Origin of the sequence: Ferrithrix thermotolerans DSM 19514 (assembly GCF_900128965.1) — a bacterium.
GTDB classification, from domain to species: Bacteria; Actinomycetota; Acidimicrobiia; order Acidimicrobiales; family Acidimicrobiaceae; genus Ferrithrix; species Ferrithrix thermotolerans.
In genome coordinates this window covers 1-21,439 of sequence record NZ_FQUL01000040.1, presented here as the reverse complement: position 1 = coordinate 21,439, position 21,439 = coordinate 1, and the positions used below count along the sequence as shown (strand labels likewise).

Below are 21,439 nucleotides of genomic sequence, written 5' to 3'. Positions count from 1 at the left end.
CGTTTCCATGCTCGAAAGGGCATGGCCCCATTACGAATGAAACTGTACCTTATGTGGTTCGGGTAGGAGACAAGTTGGGCTGCAGTGCACATTTCCGATGTGACTCTTTATCTAGAGTAAATCTTTGCAAAGTCTAGACAGTTAGTACGAAGGTTAGAGATGTTCCTGATTGTGGGCGTGTCATAGACGACGTCGTTAGTGACGTGGGAGCAAATACTTTATCGCCACGGCGTGCCGCAGATCGGGCCTGAGTTGTTCTCCGGCAAAATTCGCAAATATCAGCCTCTTGGTTGGTAGGATTTCCAGTCTCTTACACGACTCCTGGCAAGATCTACATATTCTTCTTCTGAATCCACGTATATAAACTGCCGTCCGGTTTCGAGGGCGGCGATCACAGTTTGTGCGCTGCCTCCAAACGGGTCGAGAACAACGTCGCTTTCGTACGTGAATAGCTGAATGAGTCGAGAGGGGAGTTCCAGAGGGAATGGTGCCGGATGGCCTAGTCTCTTTGCTGATGCGGGCGCTACATACCACGTGTCCAGCGTCCATGTGCGAAAGTCCTCTGGTGAGATAGTGTCTCTAAAGGGTAGTCCCATAGACTCTCGTCTTCTTTTATCGATTGCTCTCGAAAACCTTCCTTTAGAGGCGACTACGATTCTCTCTGTTACGTCTCGCAGTACAGGGTTTGTTGCGGAACCATAACTTCCCCAGGCGCAGGAGCCGTTTGCCCCCTTTCCTTTAATCCAAATAATCTCTCCCCTCAGAAGAAACCCAAGTTCATCTTGTAAGATTGTCGATACGTCGGCCGAGAGGGATCTATACGGCTTGCGACCCAAGTTCGCAACGTTGACAGCGATCCTTCCTCCGGGCTCAAGGACTCGGTAGCACTCTGCGAATACTTCTCTCAGCATCTCGAGGTACTCAATGTAAGTTCTTGGTGAGCCGTTGGCGATTCCAAGTTCGTACTCTTTGCCAACAAAGTACGGTGGTGACGTTACCACCAAAGCTACGCTGTTACTTCCAATAAAGGAGAGATCCCTGCTGTCGGCGTGCCAGAAAGTGTTTGGAACCGAGCAGTGATTGATCTGCTCGTCGTTAGATATGACGGGCTCCGAGAAGCGGTCGTAGAAGGAAGAAGCGTCGTGCCCCTCTCTCTTGCCGCTACCAAAGCTTCGTGTCGACGTCCTCATTTTCTTCTTGATCTCCGATCTCTCTGTAGGAGTCTTATATGTGCTCATCGGAGATCCTTGAAGGCGCAATACTGGTTGACAAGCTAATCACAATACTGTAATCATAAGCGGCTGTGGTTACCAAAACCAGTGAAATGAGTATCGGTTTAGAACGTTGGACCAGAAACACTCTTTAGCTTGGAGTCCTATCTTGATTGTGTGCTCAGTACTCGATCTCAGGGAGTCTTGCTGAATATATCGAGTAGCCATCGATAGTCTTGGCAACCAAAGTAGCAAGGATGGTAGCCACCATTAGAGGGACTATTATTCCAAATCCTGTATGTGTCAGTTCAAGGACCAGCACTATGGCAGCGAAGGGTGCCTGCATCCCTGAGCCCATAATCGCAGCAGCTCCAATCAGAGCATAACTTCCTGTAGAAGCACCCGGCCAAAACATCGACCAGATCAAACCTAAGGCTCCCCCGAGAACCGCACCGGTACTTAGTGTTGGTGTGAAGAGTCCGCCGGAGGCACCACTTCCTACACAAAGAGCAGTCACGAGAGGCTTGAGAGCGAACAGGGCAAGAAGGAGAGTTAGGGTTCCACCTCCCAGAAATACCGTGTGAGCCATGTCCTTACCGTTCCCGAAGAGCTGAGGGTAGCGAACTCCGATAATACCCAAGATGGTAAAGGCGATAAATGGCGCTGCAATTATCTTCTTACCCCCCATTCGATAGTGGCTAACCCACGCCATCATGCGGACGTAGGCTACGGAAAGTACACCAAATATCGGACCGACTACAACTGCCCATACAAGCTGTGAGGTTTCGAAGTGGAAGTTCGCCAGACCCAGATAGGTTGCGTGGTTGGGAAGATATATCCATGCGGTAACGGTAGCAATCACAGAGGTTGCAAGTGCCGGGAGAACTACGGAGATCGAAAGGCTTCCGTATAGAAGCTCGGCAGCGAAGAGAGCGCCCCCTAAAGGAACGTTATACACCGCTGCTAACCCGGCACCAGCACCACAAGCTATCAGGAGTCTGCGCTGATGAGGGGTCAGTTTGGTCCAGCGGGCTACGTAATCGCCTGAAACTGCCCCCATGAGCTTTGGGGCAGCTTCTCGTCCAATCGATGCTCCTAGTCCAATTACGATCTCCGAGATGATAGACGTAAGGAAACTACGGCGAAAGGAGAGCTGTCCTTTCCCGAGCCACAGTATGTTATCAGCCTCTGTACTTTCTCCCTTCGTGAACTTTCTAAGCAGGTACCACGCTACGCCTCCGAATACGCCAGCGATCATGAGAGCTACCACTCGGTGCAGGCCAGAAACGTGCTCAACTGCCCGTTGAAAGGAGCCTGTGTGGTAGTTGTAGGCGATGTGCTGAACCCCAAATAGAACCACCATCATCAGATCCCCAAAGATCCCCGTGGCCACTCCTACGACTACCAGTGCGAGCCAGAACTTGAGGTTAGGCTCGGCGAGATCGGGCCGAGTGTTGGGTTGCTCCAGAGCGCTTCGCTTGGATGGCACGGGAGTGGAGATCAAAGGACCCTTCCTGTGACGCACGGTACTTGAGTTGTTGGACTCTCTGGTACCGTGGGTGTTGTTGTCTGGGGCACTGTCTCCGACTCCTCCGTGGAGGTTTTCACTCGCTGTCAACTGCGAACCTCCCTAACGAGCGTGTAACCTTTCCTGGAACCATCTCTACAACCCACCAACCAAAGCTATCTTCTAACAGCCACGATATGGCTCTGCGTACACGGACAAATTGAAGTGTGCGTCACCCTCTGATATAAGGCAAGCTATTTCATTTCAAGCCATAATAGAGTACCTTAATGAAAGGTAAATTTCCAAATGCAAGTAGCGATAGAGGTTATAAATAAGCTTATGCGATCTAGATGTTGGGCTAGCTATCTAGTTTCGAACTAGTGCTTGCTGAGGTCTAACCGTGGTTAGTCAAGTTTGTAACATGTGCTACCTGGTAGGGATAGTGGAGTCGCTATCACTTTGCGGCGTGTGAGGTGTGGTACCGGCCTTCAAACTTCAAGTCAATTAGCCGGGGTTCTGCCACTTTAGAGGTCATTAACTGTGGCTCTGGCAGTGCGACGTGATAGAAGGTTTCTCTAGATGTCACAGATCAAAGATGGACATCTGCCTCCTGTGGTGCGGGGTTTGTGGGGATAGGTCGTACTCATCGGTGTTTAGGGGAAAGTATCCCGGAACCTCTATGTGTGGAGTATCTAGGTAGACCTTAGCTTCAGGTGCTTGTATGAAACGACCGTGGCTAAAGCGTATCTCCACGTGACCAGCGATCTCTCTTGTCTCTTTGCAGTTCTTGATTGAGATTATGGCTCTCCAGTCGACGGTCGGTTGCCCAGATGCCTTTGGCGATACCTCAAAAGACCTAAGCCTGTAGAAGCGGTTCCAGTCCCACGGTGTTCCAACTCTAAGCCTTAGCTGTTCGTGGCGTCTGGTGGAGACGCCTAGAACGAAGTATGGTGCCTCAGAGATCCTGAGCATACGCCATAGGAGGAGTTCCGGCCTTTGATGCGCTTTGATCTGCTCATTCCATATCTTCGCCGTCTCCTTGCTTACTCTCTCGCACAAACTCATGTAGGCACCTCGGAGTTCCTCTGGCCATCTTCGTTCAGATAATGCTGTCTTTAGGAACCTCTTGTCTTTGTTGTCCAGAGCTTCAAAAGAAGCGGGGAGGTGAACATTGCCTAGATGGTTATTTACGTAGATCCTGGTTAACTGGTAGAGCTCGGCGAACTCAAGGGGGGCGGTCTCTTGATACCAGTTATGAGACTTACTTTGAGGGCGCGTCTGGAGCAGGTGCTCAAAGAGGTGGGTCGGTGACGCGTTAATGAGCACGTTTGAAGCATACTTGCAGGAGACGAGGTAAACGTGATCGATGCGCAGATCCGCTGGGACAAGTTCGAACCCAGTCGTGCGCGTTGGTCCACGCCATTCTATAATAGCCGGTACTCTACGACGTAGGGCTGACTCCGACTCCAGGAACGCCCGTCCATTTTCGATCGCCTTTGTTAGGATTGCGGCAACGGAATGGTTTTGAACTGATCTACTAAAGATCTCCCAGGTTGCAAACTCCACTCCTTGGAGCTGCGGGGGTGGCGACTTCGGAGCTGTGCTTACGGACTCGTAGCCCAAAGCGCCTAGTGCCGTTGACAGCTCGGTTGCGACTGTGAGTTCAGCTGGCACACTCCTAATACTAAGTCCTGCAGAAGCTGCATTATGACCTATATCTCAAAAGCGGATATGTACAGAGAGAAAGACAAGTCCTGGTTGTATCTCTTAGACGGAGAGCTTTGGTAGGATGTTCTATGGATATGAGGAGAAGGTGCACGTGAGCTCAGGTGAGTATGTGCGACTCGGTACAACCGGCCTAAAGGTGTCGAGGCTTTGTCTGGGGACTATGACCTTTGGAACACAGGCCGATGAGAAAGAGTCCTTTGCTATCTTGAACAAAGCCTTTGATGCGGGGGTGAACTTCATCGATACAGCAGACGTCTATCCTTTGGGTGGAGGTCACGAGCTTGCGGGCACGACCGAGTCGATAATTGGAAAGTGGTTGCCCCGACACAGAGACGAGGTAGTGATCGCAACTAAGTGCGTTGGGGAGATGGGTCGTCTCCCGCACCAAAGGGGGGCTTCAAGGAGACACATCTTTGACGCAGTCGATGCGTCTCTTAAACGGCTCAACACCGACTACATCGACCTCTATCAGCTACACTCCTACGACCCAGAGACTAAGATAGAGGAGTCACTATCAGCTCTAGACGATCTGGTGCACATGGGTAAGGTTCGCTATGTTGGCTGTTCTAACTTCAAGGCATGGCAGCTTGCTAGGGCCCTTGGAAAGTCCGAAACCCACTCGCTCGTGCGTTTCGACTCTGTTCAACCCCGCTATAACCTTCTGTTTCGGGAGATAGAGAGAGAGCTTTTACCTCTCTGTTTAGAAGAGGGCGTCGGTGTGATACCATACAATCCGATAGCTGGAGGACTTTTATCGGGAAAACACTTAGGCAGTACAGAGCCAGAACCCGGGACGAGGTTCAACTCATCTAAAGCCTCACAGCTCTACAGAGACCGTTACTGGCATAAAGACATGTTTGAGATGGTCAACGACGTAATTGAGGTGGCCAAGAGACCCGGTGTGCCGGTTGTAACCCTGGCAGTTGCTTGGGTCGCCGCCCATACAGCAGTCACCTCACCTATCATCGGAGCCTCGAAGGCCTCGCAGCTCGATGACTCGTTGAAAGCTCTTGACTACGTGATCGATCCGCAGCTTAAGAAAGAACTTGATGAGATGACGATGCAGTACCGAAGAGGTGACTCCGAGCGATAGAGGCGGTTCGTAACTATTTAGCTGTCGCCACGAAGTGCGTGAACTGGAGGCTTTATTAGATGGATCCTGTCCTACCACGCATCGATATACGTAGTTTTACGTATCTGTACTCTTTTGGTGCACTGTATCTCTTTAGATGTCTATAACCATTATCGAGATAGCGGCTGCAATCTCTTAGTGGGAGGTAAGGTCGCTTACAAGAGCTGGTCTTAGACGGCAAGATCGTTCATAGACGCTTATGTACTTTCGGTAGCTCTGCATGAACAGGGGACTCTTTGTGGCGTCTTCAATTCCCGAATAGGCACACTCAAGTAGCGCAAAGCGTATTCCCCCGACAACAGCTCTTGCGATAGCGGTTGCGTAAACCCTAGCTTCCTCGCTGTCTATTTCAGGAAATCCCTTCCCGATTCGCTTTTCAAACTCCGCCTCGAGCTTTTCTTCGTAGTGCCAAGACAGGCTACCCAGATCCCTTGACAGCTGATCGTCATATGACTGACCAGATACGATCACCATCGCACTAGCAGCCATCCCAAAGCGTGGATTCATAACCGAGAGAACCCTGTCGACGGCGTCAAGGAGCTCTAATCCAATAGGTTCCTGGTCAAGAAGGCTGAGGAAAAGTTCGTTCAGACGACTAAGCTCCTCGATTATCGGAGCCTCTTTATTGGCAAAGTAACGGTAAAAGGTTCTCTCCGTTACCCCTGCTATCTCGGCGATGTGGGCGATCGTTGTCTCTTTGTACCCATATAACGAATAAGCCTTAGCAGAGGCCTCTAGCAACTTAGTCCGGGTCTGCTCCCGCTTTCTAACCTTATTGTTGTTCTTCGAAGCGGTAATTTAAATCACTTCCAAGATCTTCAAAGACTGTGTCAATTTGGTGTTTTCATTCATCTGTTCAAAGTTCCTAACTTGTTGTACACAGAGTACCTGGGAGTAAAACTTGTAACGTTCGTTTGTGTTGCCTCCATCACACTCTGTCGCTAGCGACAGCTACATTTAGCTAAGACTGCATATCGAGTAAGATGCGAACAGCAAGGGTTCGTTCCTTCGTCTATGAGGTGTAGATCTGCTAAAGTTATGACTATAGTGAATGAAGTGCTACATGGAGTAATATTATAGAGGAATTGTCACTTAGGGTGTTCACGTATAGATGAGTGCAAAGCATTCTTCAAAGCTGTCGCACAGGTTCTTGACCCTTAGGCTTGCTATTGGTGTCTCCCTGCTTATTCTTGCTGTGCTCGGAGCAACCTATCCGCTTTGGTGGGCTAACCGCTCTAATAGCGGAGCTCAAAGACTGCTTAAGAGTCAGGATAAACAGCTTGTAATCTCTCTCAAGAACACCTACAAGGGTAAGAGCTGTAGCGCAAAGCCAGGTCCTGGTGTACTGAACATCCCATCTTTAGGGCTTATTGCGCCCGTTGAGCAGGGACTGTCAAACTCGGTACTAAACGTCTCCATAGGTCACGATCCCTCAACGCCATGGCCAGGTCCGAACTCTGCGACCTTGTTGGCTGCTCACGACGTGAGTTTCTTTTCACAACTTAATCGACTGCCGCTCGGTAGTGTTGTAACTTACACGGTACCTTGCGCCACCTATGAGTTCAAGGTAACCGCGGCCGTGGTAAGTGCACCTGGAAAGCAGATCCATGTTCCCTCCAGTGGTGCCATTGTGATGGATACTTGCTGGCCTCCAAACGCTCTGTTTTTTACTCCTGACCGCTACATAGTCACAGCCTCTTACGTAAAAACGTTGCCACAAGATCCCGCGGCAATAACTCTGTCGTCAAAGCTCAATAAATCGATCGATCTCAGCGTGAACGATCCAGCGGGCCTCCCATTTTCGGCTCTCGAACTTCAAAACAACACTCAGCCACTTGGACTTATGAGCTTTAGTGGGTCTCCGTCTAAAGCGTTCATACAAAGCGATGAGCCTCTACAGCTAGACGGGGTTGCGCTTGAGGGGTGGTTTGTTGCGCTACATGCGATTACTTCGAACCAAAGTTCGTGGTGGAGCGAGGTAGCTCCAGGGGTTAGCTTCCCCAAGGCTTTGGTAGGTAAAGAAGTTAGACAAGATGCTCCGTTGTATGTAAATGAAGATGTAAGAGGTATGACTCCCGTCTCGGTCACCCTCACCGGAAACCTAGACGGCCAGAATGTGAAGGTTACTGAGACTGTCTCTGGAAAGAAACTATTTATCGCTACTTTTTACTTGGAGGCTAGATAATCTCAAAGATTGAAGGACCGATTAGTTTCCAGAGACAGCCTGCCTTAGGAGTTGGGACAGTTGAATACTAAGGGGTTAGCTCTGAGCCGCCTGAGCCTCGGCGACCTTTCTGTGGACCTCCTCCATGTCAACCTCTCTTACCTGCTGAATTAGCTGGTCAAAGGTTGGGGCCGGAAGGGCGCCGGGCTGGGAGAAGATCAAGATCTTTTCTCTAAAGACCATTAGGGTCGGAATCGACATGATGCCAAATGCAGAGGCGAGCTCCTGCTGGTCTTCGGTATCCACTTTTCCAAAGACGATGTCACTATTTTTCTCAGACGCTGCTTCAAAGACTGGGGCAAACATCCTGCACGGACCACACCATGCGGCCCAGAAGTCTACAAAAACGATGTCGTTTGAGTTTATGGTGTCCTCAAAGTTCTCTGCAGTCAACGCAACAGTTGCCATATTCGGTCCTCCAATTTTTTACTTCCGAACGCTCAACAACGCTTTGAACGCTAATACCCCGTACGGTATTCCACTTTTTTGTGATAACTATCTAAGTTTAGGTGCATCGATACCCATGCAACGACTGATACCCATAAAGGTACCTTTCGTTGGGGCATGTGATAGATTTCAGAGATGAATATGAAAGTGTATGTCTTGTGAGTGGTCTTATTGGACTGGTTGGCTCGGGCGAATACCTGCCTTCGATGCTGGAGGTAGAGCGTCGCCTAATAGAGGGAAGATCTCCAATCTATGTCCAGATTCCAACCGCCGCCACGTTGGAGAGTCCGTCCAGGCTTCGGTACTGGCTGGAACTAGGAGAGCAACAAGCACGTCGCTTGGGTGTGGAACCTGTCCCTATTGTGATCAGGGATAGATCCGAGGCGAACGATCCGGAGTTGATAGCGCCTATCGCTGAGGCTGGACTCGTCTATCTTTCGGGGGGCAGTCCTACTCATCTGATCGAGACGATAAAGGATACGCTACTTAGCACGGTGTTGTTCAAGGCCTTTGAGAATGGGACCTCGGTTGCAGGCTGTAGTGCTGGCGCCATGGCTCTTGGTGCCTATAGTCCAGGGCTAAGGCATTTGCCACCAAGACTTATCGAAGGTATAGGTCTTGTAAAGGGAATCGCCATTGTTCCGCACTTTGACAAAGTTAGAAACCGAATTACGAGCTCGATCTTTAGACATGAAGCACGTTTGATGCCCTCCGTAACGCTTGTAGGTGTAGACGAAGAGACTGCTCTGGTAGGGGACGGGATAACCTTTGAGGTTATGGGTAGAGGATGTGCCTGGAAGATACTCGGTGACGAGATGATAAAGATCTGCGAGGGTGAGAGCCTCACACTTCAGTAGGAGTTCGAACAATTTATATCCTTCGAAAGCACATAAGAGCATGTGCCTTGGAGAAGAACCTCGCCGATCGACCGAGACCGTGCCTATGTCTTATACGGCTGCAAAAGTTGCCACCTTGTTTGATTGAAATGTTATAAGAGTTAGACACCGGGGCGAAGGTTTACTGAGATAGGGACAAAGGTCCCTTTAGCTGTCTTAGGCGTATCCCAAAGAAAGTCGCAGCATACTCTGGGGGGTATACAACTAGTCAGATGTGCGTGTACCGATTGGAGTAACCTATGAGAAAGATTGTGGTGGTAGGCGGAGTTGCCGGGGGCATGTCAGCAGCGACACGGCTTCGAAGGTTAGATGAAAGTGCTGAAATTACGGTAATCGAACGGTCAGGCCACGTCTCTTACGCAAACTGCGGACTCCCATACTACCTGGGCTCGGTAATAGAGCAGGAGGAGGACCTTCTTCTACAGACACCCGAAAGGCTCAACGCCAGATTTAACCTTGATGTGAGGGTGAATACAGAGGTAGTCGCCATAGATTCTAAGGAGCACAGAGTTGGGATCCGGAGGATCGGTGATGACGAGGTAACCTACCTGCCCTACGACAAACTGATCTTGAGTCCAGGTGCGAAACCTGTAGTCCTCGACATAAATGGTGCAGATTATGTAAAGGTGCTGCGAACGGTCGAGGACGTTAGGGCGCTCGTTAGGCACCTGGGTCGCTCACCAAAGGGTGCTGTCGTGATCGGTGCAGGGTTCGTTGGCCTTGAGACCGCTGAGAACCTCAAGCAGGTTGGCATCGATGTCACTGTGATTGAGGCGGCTTCCCAGGTACTACCCGTGCTTGATCCTGAGCTTGCGGTCGCAGTTGAAGAAGAGCTTCTCCGAAACAACGTATCTGTCCTAACGGGTGTCGCCGTCAGAGAGGTCGACGAAGGTGGGGTGATTCTCAGCGATGGACGACGGATCGATGGTGAGTTGGTCGTAAGTGCCGTAGGGGTGCGTCCTGATGTGTCTCTGGCGCTAGATGCTGGGCTTAGGTTGGGTCCGAGAGGGGGAATTGCGGTTGATGAAGACAATCTGACTAGCGACCCAGATATCTACGCAGTAGGAGACGCGGTGGAGAAGTTTGAGGTGTTTGGAAACGACACCTCGCTTATAGCCTTGGCCAACATAGCAAACAGACAAGGCCGTAGAGTTGCAGATCACATCTGTGGGCTTCCTTCACGTCATTCACCGTCACTCGGAACTGCGATCGTTAGGGTCTTTGATCTCGTGGCCGGTACGACGGGGTGGAGTGAGAAGAGGCTTCGGGGCTCTGGAATATCTTACGCTGTAGCCAGGGCGCATCCGATGGATCACGCTAGCTACTATCCGGGAGCAGAACCACTATCGATCAAGCTCCTATTCGATACAGACTCGGGACTGATCTTAGGTGCACAAGCTGTTGGTAGGAAGGGCGTAGACAAACGTATAGACGTACTTGCAACGGCGATACGTGCAGGTATGACGGCGGAGGATCTTATCAATCTGGAGTTGGCCTATGCCCCTCCTTTTTCCTCGGCCAAAGATCCGATAAACATGCTTGGCTACATTGCCGAGAACATTCGCTTCGGTGACTGTGACGTGGCAGAGCCTGAAGAGATCGACGATCTCGTTGGGATGGGATGGCAGATACTTGACGTGAGAAGTGAGTCTGAGTACCTGGAGGGTTCAATACCTGGCAGTCGCTGGATACCAATCGACGAACTGAGGACTAGGATCTCAGAGTTACCCTCTGTGCCGTATCTTGTTTACTGCGCGGTCGGTCTTCGGGGGCACACAGCGACTAGATTGCTCAAAGAGTCTGGGTTCAAAGCACGCAACATGAACGGCGGCTATCTTACTTACCTGGCTGTTAAGGCGGCTCAGAAAAACAAGAATAAGATACCTACCCCACAAGGGGTCTAGGGCGAAACTTGGAAAGCCGTTGGTATTTTCCGTTATGAGTGATACCTTATGTCTTGGGGGCCAATGGGGGCGAGTTTGATCTTTACAGATAGCACTGTCCCGACGGAAATCCGCTTTTTATCGGTAGGATAGTTGTTCGTAAGTTGCGCTCGTAGCTCAACGGATAGAGCATCTGACTACGGATCAGAAGGTTGGGAGTTCGAATCTCTCCGAGCGCGCTTATCTGTGTAACTCACCTTCATAAAAGTGCTCGTTACCGATGTTTCGTGACTTCGACACTTTTTCTGAGGCAATAGCGGTTAGAGGCATCGGATGTTGAGACAGTGTCTATAACCCTGCTAGTTTCCCTCGGAGGAAACAATAAACTAAAGTCCTCCCTGAAGCTAGAGCCTATAAATCGCCATTATTGGCTGAGTGCAATACGGTACAAGGAGTCGTCGACTACTATCTTTTCCTACTCACAATAAGAAAGTAGAAGTAGCGCTGTCGTCGTACAAGGATTCTCAAGGTGTCTTTCACCTGAAACTCTCTTTGGATCTCAAAAATGCCCCTGCGGTGATATTAGAGTTAGGGCACGATTCGAAGAAGTAGTCTTTTCTTTGGGCGAAAGGGTGGCCCGCCTCCGGCACCAACGCAAAGGAAGCATACTATGTCGTCAATTATAGGACCTCTAAGACCTCTATGGTAAACAGGTATCAAGAGATGGTATCTCTTTAGGAGCGGGGGCAAGAGTCTTGATACAGCTGTAGAACGCCTCTTTGGGGATTAGGCACGCGGACGGCGGTTAGAGTGTTCTGCCGCTCAGGCCCACGGATGAACTCCTTGATGCGTGAAGAACTTGGTGACCTAGACGTCTTTTTGGTTTTATCTCCTTTGGTCCTGATCCCCAAAGGCATCTTTGTCTCCTTTTATCGATCACCATCGACATCTCTCTTAGTAATTTGGCTGCGTGTGCTTTGGCACCGAAACGGGCGGATCTGCGGAACGCACCTCAATATGTGCACGTCGTTGGAACTGGTTCGGAATATTCAAGGAGTATGTGATAGGTACAGGTTTTAGCTCTCTAGAGCACCTCCACTCTAGATTTCCTATCTTTATTGAACTATTCTTCTAATCCAGTGAGCGCTATGTGGCAGACTTTATCAGTCCCCACTACGTGCTGGGTGACGCCGAGGGGTAAATATGTCATACGAGCGGGATCTTCGTGTAAGAGAGGCCGCGATGAGCTGGCTAGACAGAGTCGGTGGTGGAACCGGTGACGTGGTGTTCTATAAGTTGCTATCTACCTTTGTCTTCGAGGGAGAACAGATACCGCTAATCGATCGCCAACGTGGCATACGAAGAGTGCGGAGCTTATCAGGAGCGTTCTCGATCAGGACCACGTATACTCCACCCAGCCGAGTTGCTCCTTACGATGACGTCGAGGGAGTGGACGGACTCTTGCGTTACAAGTATCAGGGAACGAATCCAGATAGTCCAGATAACGTGGCGCTTCGTAAGGCATATGAGTTGCAGCTTCCCCTTATATGGTTTGTGGGGATAAAGTCCGGACTGTACCAACCGGTCTATCCGATATGGATAGTAGCCGATGAACCTCAGAACCTTCAGGTGGTGGTGGCTCTGGATGAGAGTCAGAGGCTCCTCCAACTTGGAAACGTTAGTGAGGAGCAACGGCGCTACGCGGAGAGCGTTACGAAGGTCCGTCTTCATTAGCGAATCTTTAGAGCTAAGGTATTAGAGGCTTACAAGGAGAGATGTGCGATGTGCGGTCTTTTGTATCGGCCTCTCTTGGACGCGGCTCACATATTGCCGGATTCCCATCCTCAAGGCAAGCCGATAGTCACCAATGGGCTTTCGCTCTGCAAGATCCACCACGCGGCCTACGACTTGAATTACATAGGAGTTAGACCTGATCTGGTTGCCGTGGTCCGATCCGACGTTATGAACACAAAAGACGGTCCAATGCTAACCTATGGTCTTCAAGCTATGAACGAGCGTCAACTGATCGTTCCCGCCAAGAAGTCGGAGATACCAGACAGAAACGCTCTGGAAGAACGTTTCGAGGAGTTTAAAGATATCGAGAAGATGTCAACCTCTAAAGACAAATGACAAAGCCATGCGTTGCGCAAATGAGTAAGTGAAGATCCATCAAATTGCTACTTCTCTCTGTATCGATTGTTTTTTGAGAATGTTTTCGCAGTTTGGCGGATCGGGCGCTTCTGCATTGCGTTGGAAACGACTAAGAAAAGCTTAGAGTTAGGCCTTTAGATACCTCCTGGCGACGTTGCTAAGAAGATAGGTGCCTGCCCCCTCTAACCCAGGTGATCTGGATATAATGAGTCCGGCGTCGTGGTTAATCGAATAGGCACTGACTGGGGGGAGGGATCGTGTCTGAGAGAGAGTTTGATACGCTGTTGACCAAAGGTGGTTTCTTCGAAGCGCCTAGGTGGCACGACGGCAGCTGGTATATCTCCGACTTTTATCACCACCGAGTTCTCTCGGTAGCGGAGTCTGGGAGTGTGTCGGTTGAGCTAGAGGTGGAGGGTCAACCAAGTGGTCTAGGTTGGCTACCAGATGGATCGATGCTATGTGTGTCTATGAAAGATCACAAGGTGTTACGGAAACATCCAGACGGTTCCGTAACGGTGCACGCCAGCCTCGGTCAGTACTGCGGTGGTCCTCTCAACGATATGGTGGTAGATAGCAAAGGCAACGCCTGGGTTGGCGACTTCGGATTTGAACTTATGTCTATGGCAGATCCCAAGCCAACAAATCTGGTTAGGGTTGGTCCCGACGGTGACGCCTCGGTCGCAGCAACGGACATGCTTTTCCCCAATGGGATGGTAATCACCGACGATGAGAGAACTCTAATTGTCGGCGAGACTCTGGGATGTCGATATAGCGCATTCGATATAGAGGAGGACGGCACGCTTACGAACCGTCGGGTATTTGCGCAGCTTGCTCCGACGCCGAGTCTTGGGTCGTTTCTTGAGGTGCTTCCAAAGGTCACCGTTGGGCCCGATGGCTGCTGTATGGACGCTAACGGCAATATATGGATGGCTGATGCTATAGGCGGTAGAGTCGTGCTTATCTCGGAGGGGGCTAAAGTACTCGATGAGATCAAAGCGCCAGATGGTCTGGGATTTTTCGCCTGTATGTTGGGTGGTGAGGACGGCCGAACTCTAGCTATCTGTGCAGCTCCAGACTTCTTGGAGTCTAATCGCATGAAAAGTGATGACGCCCTGGTCCTTACTGTCAAGGTAGAGGTACCCCATGGCGGCAGACCCTAGCTTCTAAGAGACAAACAACTCTTTATGTTCAACCGCTAGCTCTTGAGCATACATACAGGCTGGATCTGACGCAAATACGTTTCTGTAATATGACAGAGCGCGTGCTCTGGATCCCCCACATAGGTCGTTGTATAAACATCTGCCACACGGTCCATCGAACTCTCCTTGTCGAATCTGTAACAAGACGGGGTTGGTGCGATAGACCTCTTTCAGGTTGTTGCGCCTTATGTTTCCAAGTTCGTAAGGCGTAAATCCAGAAGGGTATATAGACCCTGTGTTGGATATGAACAAAATCCCCTTGCCGTCTCTGGCGTAGGAGGGCTTAAAGACCTGACTCTTGGGCGGGTTTCCTAGGCGTTGAACCAGCTGTTCTTTTAGCTCCCTATAGAGAGCACCTGTCGTTGGTCGTGGCGAGTCGTCGTTTATGTGGCTTAACTGGTAAGCGATTCGGCGATACATCGGAGCCTCTACGGTTCTAACAATTACTCCATACGCTGAGGCGTCGAAGAGAAACCTTGATACATCCTCAGTCTCATGTGGCGAGAGTTCAAGCGTCTTTGTTGCACGCCCTATCTGTATCAAGAAAAACACCTCCCAGATGCTTGCGCCGCTCTCTGCCACGATGCTAAAGATCTCTGGTAGTTCGTGGAGGTTTGTCTTCATGACAGTGCTATTGATCTGCACCTTGACTCCCGCTGAGGTTAGTAACTCTATAGCCCTTAGTGTCTGTAGGAAGTGGCCACTTTGTCTCCGTATATTGTCGTGCGTATCGGCGAGTCCGTCTATGGATGTAGAGACAGACCTAACGTTGGCGTCTCTGATTTTGTGAACTGTGTCGACGTGGAGCCTCTCGCTTACCGTCGGCGAGAGAGCCACTCTTAAATCCAAACGACCGGCTTCATCAAGTATCTCCCATATGTCGCTTCGACTAAGCGGGTCTCCCCCGGTGAGGATGAGGGTGGGTAAGTACGGGTCAAACTCCTTTACCTGTTGGAGAAGGTCCATGGCTTCAGCGGTGTTTAGTTCATCAGAAGGAGGGGTGCTGATGGTTTTAGCTCGGCAGTGTCTGCAGCGCAAGGGGCATACCTTGGTTGTCTCCCAAAACAGTAAGATGGGACTACTGCTCAATCGGTCCGATAGCCTCGCACCGGGAGTTGGGGCGTCGAGTGCTTTATATGTGCTTTCCCTACCAAGCCTCTTGTCTCCGTCTCTACCTGTCCTTAGAACATATCTTTGTTCTCTAGTTTTTTGAATATAAGTTTGCAAAAGACTCATCGGTAGGGTAGCTGGTCACTAAACAGGGGAATTCATTGACGGCTTGTGGATCTTGGCTCGACGATACCTATCGACATGACTGATGAGGAGATCTACTTGGGTTTGAAAAGCTCCAGTAGTTAGGTTATGTACTAGGCACCTGCCTTTCTTGTCTTCGATCTCTTTAGTGTGATATCACGTAAAAACCGTACTTTCAAGGTCACCAACTCGTTGGGCCTTGCCACAACGAAAACGTTGCCTTTGGGATCCACCTCCAGGGTGTCGACCGGATCCTTCTCGACAAGTGACACCCGCCAGGCTGATGCGACGGGCTCTATGAACGAAAGGCGCAGGGTTCGCCTGGCTCCATAGATCTCTTTTACGTAAAAGATCTTGTCGTCGCTTCCGTCGCTGGCGGCCCCGCAGCCAAGCAACACGACTCCCTCGGGCAGTCCCAAGAGCGGTGTGACCCTGTCTTTATCTGCGGCTTTGTCCGATCTAAATAACAGTACAGGCGAGTCAAATGAGTAAGCGTGCGCCACTACATTGGCCTCTACCAGGTTGCCTAGGTGAGGAAACAGAGCGATCTCTGATTCGCTTTGTGACTCTGCAAAGGGATCGGGGTTAAGTGGCGAGGTTGCAAGTGTAACCGACGCGATTCTACCGTTAATGCTGTGGCCAAATCGGGATCTGTTGAAGATGGCGATGCCGAGATCGAACTCGGTTATGTCGATGAGGCGTTGTGCTGGCCACTCAAATCTGGCCAAGTCTCTTCTGTCGGCAGGCAGTGTAGGAAGTTCGTCGATTCCCAAGTTGTTCCCCCGAGTAACTTTAGACGCTATCAGATCCGAGACTACGTTGTATGCAAGCACCACCCTTCTCTCTCTTATCTTTGAGGTAATCAAAGTATGGATTCTCGGGGGGTTGGATTCGATTGCTACCTTTTCCTCGATCTCAAAGCCCAACCCGGTGTGTGACAGAGAGACCAAAGCAAAGTCATCGGTGTCTGCGATAAGCGTTATTGAGCCGTGGTCGAGATCTAGATAGACCCTGTCTTTGGGTGGGACGATCTCCCAAGCGTCGAAGGCGTCTGGATGCTGACGGTATGCTACTACGCCTGATGGTCCTTGAAGGAGGCTCCGACCTTCATAGACTAAAGAGTTGATTCCTGACGGGCTAATCTCTACGGTAAGGGGACCGACGGTCTTGCGCCACAGGGTATCTATCTTTACTGGAGTATAGGGACTTGGCCGCCTCTGGGTTCGAAGTTGTAGATGCTTTATCTCAAAGGGCTCCATCGAAGGCAGAAAAACTTTTGACGCTGTCTCTCTCCAAGGGTAGATGGTCTGCCAAACTCCATTAATCAAGAGTTCTTGATCGGGACGCAACTCTACCTCACCAAAACCGGCTGGTCGCCTCATCTGTGAAGTGTTGGCCAAGGCGCAGCCAATCCGTGATGGGGGGTCGTCTTTGTCGGCGAGGAGATCCATGCACATAAACGTCAGTTTTTCGATGAGATCGGTTAGCTCAAGTTCGATGTCACGATAGACAGAGGATATAGATGAGCCCGGGATAATATCGTGAAAGTCCGCCCTAAGCAGAGTCTCCCACATCTCTTCAAACTCAGTACTCTTTGAGTCGTCGTGTAGAAGGTTCTGCCAAAGCTCCGTTGCGACGAGAAGCTGTTCACATCGTCGAATTAGGCGTTTCGTCTGACTCTGGGAGCTAAAGACGCCACGATGGTACTCCAGATAAAGGTCACCCTGCACCTTTGGAAGGTTGGAGGGATCGTCTTTGACTAACGAGTCCAAGGAAGAATCGACTATCTCTGGTACATGACGTAGCTGTTTGTACCTTTTTAGGCGCTCCAGCATCGATGCCTCCGGTCCGCCGCCGCCGTCCCCGTGTCCAAAGGTATACAGAACCGGCCCCTCTCCTCCCCGCCGCCGATATCCCCTTAGAGCCTCGTTGATGTCAGACAGGGTCATGTTGGCGTTGTACCCGCTTTGATTTGACCCATACAGCTGTACTTCAACGGAGGAACCGTCCGGCCCTACCCACGCAAAGTCTGTCCATTCAAACTCGTTCGTGTCGTTCCAATTCAGCTTTGTGGTAACGAGGAGATCGATGCCACCAGCTCGCAGCAGAGTTGGAAGGGCAGACGAAAAACCGAAGGTGTCGGGGAGAAAAGCTACCTTGCAGCGGTGTCCGAAGTGTTCTTTGAACCATCTTATCCCCATCGTGAGCTGTCTTATTAGAGAAGGTCCGTCGACAAGCTGGCAGTCGGACTCGACCCAGAATGCACCCGCAGGCTCAAGTCGTTGTTCTGTCACAAGACTCTTGAGCTCCTCTTCAACTAAAGGAGCGCATTTAGATATATCTTTAAAGTACTGAGGAGTAGAGGCGAGAAAGCGCCAGTTGCCGTAGTCTCTCAGCAGCCGTATCTGTGACGAGAAGGTTCGAAGCACCTTTCTTCTCGTCTCCTCATACCTCCATAGCCACGCCAGATCTATATGGGCGTGCCCAAGTGCAACCACCGTGTCTCCCATAGAAACTGGCAACGGGTGGAGTTGGTCGTAGGTGTCACGAAGTATTTGAGACGCCTCTAAGACGATCTGCTCTTTGAGGGATGTGTCAGTTTTCTGTGCAAGACGTGCCTCACCTCCCATTAGTGCCAGGCGCACGCCCTCCTCTTCGGCCGGAGCGTTGGGTCGAAAGAAGTGTTTTTTCAAGGCTTCAACGTCTAATGGCACCTGTGACAAAGCAGTTGTCACTTTAGAGAAGGAGGTTTCTAGAAGTGATCTCTCTTCTTGAGTTACTCCGTCGAGATGGCTCCACTCTCTTAGAACCAACAGATCGTAATATGCACTCTCCGCACGCTTGTCTTTTAGGTAAAGTACGACCGGGCCAAGCTCTGCTTGGCTGGCGGTTACTCCCATGAGCCCTGTTCGCACCCGCTCGAGCTCCAAGGTGGCAGCCTCACCTTCCCTGTAAGGTAGCATCACCTCACTGTGAAAAGGGTTGATGCCGAAGTACGGTACCCCCTCCACCTTGAGTGGTGCCTCAGATGAACCGTCGAAGCCGATCCAGCAGTCAGACCAAGGAACCTGGAATCGACATGTGTACCTCCTAACCTTGTTGGTAGGATCTTCTTTATCCTCGATCCACTTAGTTAGCGCTACCTGATCCTTTATGATCCAGGCGGACAGTGTGGCTAGTGCCATATCCAGTGAGCCTTTATTCATAAGCTATTCCTTGTGTCTCACCTTCGTTCCATATTGGATTCGTGATCAAAAGAGGTAGCCACACGTCGAACACATCGTCGTGGCGGTAGGCCTCGATTCTCACATATGAGCAGTCGTCGTCGGTTTGAAACGATCGTTTGAAGACTGTCGTGTCGATGGTTTCACTGATAAGTAAACCTCTTTGAGTCGTGATGTTGACCCGGTTGCCTACTTGGAGACCCTCGATCACCACATGCACCTCCGAATCGACCGACTCACCCGGAACGGTCGATTCCGGGGCGAGATGAGGACCTGAAGGTGATGAGGTAATGTAGACGCTACCTTTTGAGAGCCCTTCGAGCACGCCAGTGAGACCTGGCTTGGTCACATAGATGTGGGTAGTTGGGGACCCCAACTCTACCCAGGGACTTGGTCCATGGACGTCGCTTCCACCAAGAGCAACTACCCTTCGTCCGCTCTTCAGCTGATCTATCCACAGCTCTCTGCTCTTGCTGCAGCTATCCCGCCAAGGCCCATTCCAAATCTCCAGGAAGTCGAGCTCTTGCAGGGGCCACTGCCACTTTATGCCCATCGCAAAGTCATCGCAAGGATGGTTTGCACTTACAAGGGCGCCTTTGGACTTTAGAGTTGCCACTTTTTCTAAAAACTCATCTTCCTCCTCGACCCGCCAGTCCAAAAGGGGATCACACAGGCCAAAGACGTTTGCGTGGCCCATCCTCGTCGTCCACTCCATGGCTGGAATAAGAAGTACGTTAGGGTCGTCTTGAGATGTGCATTGGGCCTCAAAGTTCTGTGTGACGGTGTTGTGATCTGACAGGGCAACTACGTCCAAGCCGATCGCGATGGCCCTACTAAGGAGCTCTTGGACCTGCCAAGCCCCGTCGGAGTGTGTACTGTGTGTGTGCAGGTCCGCCTTCAGCCACTTAGGAGAAAATACCACCCCCTCTATGGCTATCTCGACCTCAACCTCCTCTTCTATTTGGTAAGGAGAGAGCAGAACTGCCCACTCGCCTACTTGGAGATCACCGGCCAGATATCCAGGTGTGCTTGTGTGGGCCGAGATGAAGATCTCCTGCCGAGCGCTGCCGCTCCAGCCACGAATCCGTGTGGGGTCCTTCAATCCAAGATCTAAAGTCACTGACTTTGCATGTCGTACGCCCACCCGAACCGATATCGAGTCAAGGGTCTCTGTAACAAAAAAAGGGATCTCGAGCATTTTGCCAAGGTCTCTTTGATCGGTCCGAAGTACTGTAGTAAGGATCTCTAAAGTGCTCACCTCGCTTCCTCTAAAGCAAAGGCTAATCGATTGCAGCGGTAGCGTCATGCCATCTATTAGTCCAATAAGAACCATCGACTAATCTGCGGTGTCTTTAGAAAGGGACGATGACTGGGTTGTTTGATAAGGTCCTTATCTTCAGATGGGTGTCATTCTAGTTTTGAGAACCGGCTCTTAAATTCAGATCGAAGTTTTGCGGGAGGGCGTTACAAGAGAGCTCCAGATCATCGCATCCCTGGAACTTTATATCTATCTCCAGGTAGGCAGATTTCAAGGGAACTTCGACCACCTCTGCCTAAAGGTTTCCTACGCGATCTGTGGATCGACTCTAACTGTCTTAGTGCTACTTCCCCCTCAGTTGATAGTTGGTGGGCAGGACCGAACAGTAAGGCTTTGAGCTTCCAGAGAAAACCATCTGATTTGAAGTGGTGTTCAACCCCGTATCACTCGCGCCCCTCTGAGGTACAGATACACACCTTGTTTCCCTCGGGATCAGAGAGTACGACGTAGAGAGGTGAGTGCGATAGGTCTTCAACCCTCCCACCGGTCTCAATGGCTGCTTCGATCTTGTTTTGAGCCTCTTCGTAGGCACAGTAGAGATCAAAGTGCCATCTTTGTCTGCTAGGACCCTCTTCCGAGGTCTCTTGAAACCAGACAACGGGCACCCTATCTGTTGGATCAATGATAGAGTCAAAGGTCACGTTGTTCTTGTCTCCAGTTAGGAGGGCAGCCCAAAAAGGCGCAACCCTTTCCATGTGGGCAGTATCAAGAGCTATCTCTAGCTGTTGGATCTCAGCGGTTGAGGGTTCTAGACCGTATCTACTTGCCAACTCAGAGATCTTCTTGGCTAGTTCCACATCCGCCAGCGTTATCCAGCGTCCGCCCTCGTGCGTGCACAAAGAAACATCTACAAAGAGGTAGGAGAGTTTTATGTCAGGGTGGTGGTCTGCTTCTTCTGCGAGCTCGGCGCACTCGAAGACGAACCGGGCGCCGACGAGATAGGTTGGAACATGATATCGGGTACTGATTGTGGTGGAGAGTCTGACCCAGTCTTTGAGTCCATATTCCTTTAATTCTTCGTTCGAAAGCCGTCTCATGGCAAAGTGTATCACGGATGGGACTTTCCATAGCTGTTAGCTTCATGTAGAGACCTAGTGTCCCTCCTCAGAAGTTTGCGGAGAAACAATAGGCTCCAGGTATTTCTGCATTGAAGCGAAGATCTCGTCGGCGCTCTTGGTCCAGATGAAGGGCTTGGGGTTCTCGTTCCAGGCCTTGGCCCACTTGGTAATCCCTTCATTGAGTTCGGTCACACTGTGGTGAACGCT

16 protein-coding genes and 1 tRNA gene are annotated in these 21,439 nt (G+C 50.7%); 8 read left to right on the top strand and 9 right to left on the bottom strand.

Translation table 11 applies throughout. The features are described 5' to 3' along the window. Positions 1 to 278: 278 nt before the first annotated feature. The 3 genes from BUA24_RS10160 to BUA24_RS10150 form a co-directional block, all read right to left on the bottom strand. On the bottom strand, positions 279 to 1,238 hold the full coding sequence (locus BUA24_RS10160; protein WP_072792123.1) for a DNA-methyltransferase: 960 nt from the start codon (positions 1,236 to 1,238) through the stop codon (positions 279 to 281). Positions 1,239 to 1,392: 154 nt separating this feature from the next. Beyond that, positions 1,393 to 2,829, bottom strand: coding sequence for a chloride channel protein (locus BUA24_RS10155; RefSeq protein ID WP_245790440.1), 1,437 nt, complete (start codon positions 2,827 to 2,829; stop codon positions 1,393 to 1,395). Positions 2,830 to 3,300: 471 nt separating this feature from the next. After that, positions 3,301 to 4,392 (bottom strand): hypothetical protein, encoded by a 1,092-nt coding sequence (locus BUA24_RS10150; RefSeq protein ID WP_072792120.1) that lies wholly within the window; start codon positions 4,390 to 4,392, stop codon positions 3,301 to 3,303. 145 nt (positions 4,393 to 4,537) lie between these two features. Between BUA24_RS10150 and BUA24_RS10145 the strand changes: the two genes are divergently transcribed. Beyond that, on the top strand, positions 4,538 to 5,539 hold the full coding sequence (locus BUA24_RS10145; protein ID WP_245790438.1) for an aldo/keto reductase: 1,002 nt from the start codon (positions 4,538 to 4,540) through the stop codon (positions 5,537 to 5,539). Positions 5,540 to 5,713: 174 nt separating this feature from the next. On the opposite strand, the gene BUA24_RS10140 is transcribed toward BUA24_RS10145, so the two are convergent. Continuing rightward, on the bottom strand, positions 5,714 to 6,319 hold the full coding sequence (locus tag BUA24_RS10140) for a TetR/AcrR family transcriptional regulator (protein WP_072792115.1): 606 nt from the start codon (positions 6,317 to 6,319) through the stop codon (positions 5,714 to 5,716). A 370-nt stretch (positions 6,320 to 6,689) separates the two neighbouring features. Between BUA24_RS10140 and BUA24_RS10135 the strand changes: the two genes are divergently transcribed. After that, a complete protein-coding gene (locus BUA24_RS10135; RefSeq protein WP_072792112.1) occupies positions 6,690 to 7,763 on the top strand; it encodes a sortase domain-containing protein in 1,074 nt (357 codons plus the stop codon). Positions 7,764 to 7,838: 75 nt separating this feature from the next. Here the strand turns inward: BUA24_RS10135 and trxA are convergent, their stop codons facing one another. After that, positions 7,839 to 8,210 (bottom strand): thioredoxin, encoded by a 372-nt coding sequence (gene trxA, locus BUA24_RS10130; RefSeq protein WP_072792109.1) that lies wholly within the window; start codon positions 8,208 to 8,210, stop codon positions 7,839 to 7,841. Positions 8,211 to 8,407: 197 nt separating this feature from the next. On the opposite strand from trxA, the gene BUA24_RS10125 reads away from it, so the two are divergent. From BUA24_RS10125 to BUA24_RS10105, 6 genes are all read left to right on the top strand, one after another. Beyond that, positions 8,408 to 9,106, top strand: a complete 699-nt coding sequence (locus tag BUA24_RS10125; RefSeq protein ID WP_072792107.1) for a cyanophycinase — start codon at positions 8,408 to 8,410, stop codon at positions 9,104 to 9,106. Between the two features lie 278 nt (positions 9,107 to 9,384). After that, the gene (locus BUA24_RS10120; RefSeq protein WP_072792104.1) at positions 9,385 to 11,049 is read left to right on the top strand and encodes an FAD-dependent oxidoreductase; all 1,665 of its coding nucleotides are present in this window, start codon (positions 9,385 to 9,387) and stop codon (positions 11,047 to 11,049) included. Positions 11,050 to 11,194: 145 nt separating this feature from the next. Beyond that, positions 11,195 to 11,267, top strand: a tRNA-Arg gene (locus tag BUA24_RS10115). Between the two features lie 964 nt (positions 11,268 to 12,231). Beyond that, positions 12,232 to 12,762 carry a hypothetical protein gene (locus BUA24_RS11990; protein WP_178138801.1) on the top strand — a complete coding sequence of 177 codons (531 nt, stop codon included), beginning with the start codon at positions 12,232 to 12,234 and terminating at the stop codon, positions 12,760 to 12,762. A gap of 48 nt (positions 12,763 to 12,810) precedes the next feature. After that, a complete protein-coding gene (locus BUA24_RS11985; RefSeq protein ID WP_084660419.1) occupies positions 12,811 to 13,158 on the top strand; it encodes an HNH endonuclease in 348 nt (115 codons plus the stop codon). A 278-nt stretch (positions 13,159 to 13,436) separates the two neighbouring features. Continuing rightward, complete coding sequence (locus tag BUA24_RS10105) at positions 13,437 to 14,339, top strand: SMP-30/gluconolactonase/LRE family protein (protein ID WP_072792102.1); 903 nt, start codon at positions 13,437 to 13,439, stop codon at positions 14,337 to 14,339. A 3-nt stretch (positions 14,340 to 14,342) separates the two neighbouring features. On the opposite strand, the gene BUA24_RS10100 is transcribed toward BUA24_RS10105, so the two are convergent. The 4 genes from BUA24_RS10100 to BUA24_RS10080 all read right to left on the bottom strand — a co-directional run bounded on the left by BUA24_RS10100 (position 14,343) and on the right by BUA24_RS10080 (position 21,211). Next, entirely contained in the window at positions 14,343 to 15,467 is a 1,125-nt protein-coding gene (locus tag BUA24_RS10100; RefSeq protein WP_072792128.1) for a TIGR04053 family radical SAM/SPASM domain-containing protein, read from the bottom strand. Between the two features lie 278 nt (positions 15,468 to 15,745). Continuing rightward, positions 15,746 to 18,838 carry an alpha-mannosidase gene (locus BUA24_RS10095; protein ID WP_072792099.1) on the bottom strand — a complete coding sequence of 1,031 codons (3,093 nt, stop codon included), beginning with the start codon at positions 18,836 to 18,838 and terminating at the stop codon, positions 15,746 to 15,748. Next, the gene (locus BUA24_RS10090) at positions 18,831 to 20,114 is read right to left on the bottom strand and encodes a CehA/McbA family metallohydrolase (protein ID WP_072792097.1); all 1,284 of its coding nucleotides are present in this window, start codon (positions 20,112 to 20,114) and stop codon (positions 18,831 to 18,833) included. The genes BUA24_RS10095 and BUA24_RS10090 overlap by 8 nt, the downstream gene beginning before the upstream one ends. A 443-nt stretch (positions 20,115 to 20,557) precedes the next feature. Beyond that, positions 20,558 to 21,211 carry a VOC family protein gene (locus BUA24_RS10080; protein WP_072792126.1) on the bottom strand — a complete coding sequence of 218 codons (654 nt, stop codon included), beginning with the start codon at positions 21,209 to 21,211 and terminating at the stop codon, positions 20,558 to 20,560. Positions 21,212 to 21,439 lie beyond the last annotated feature (228 nt).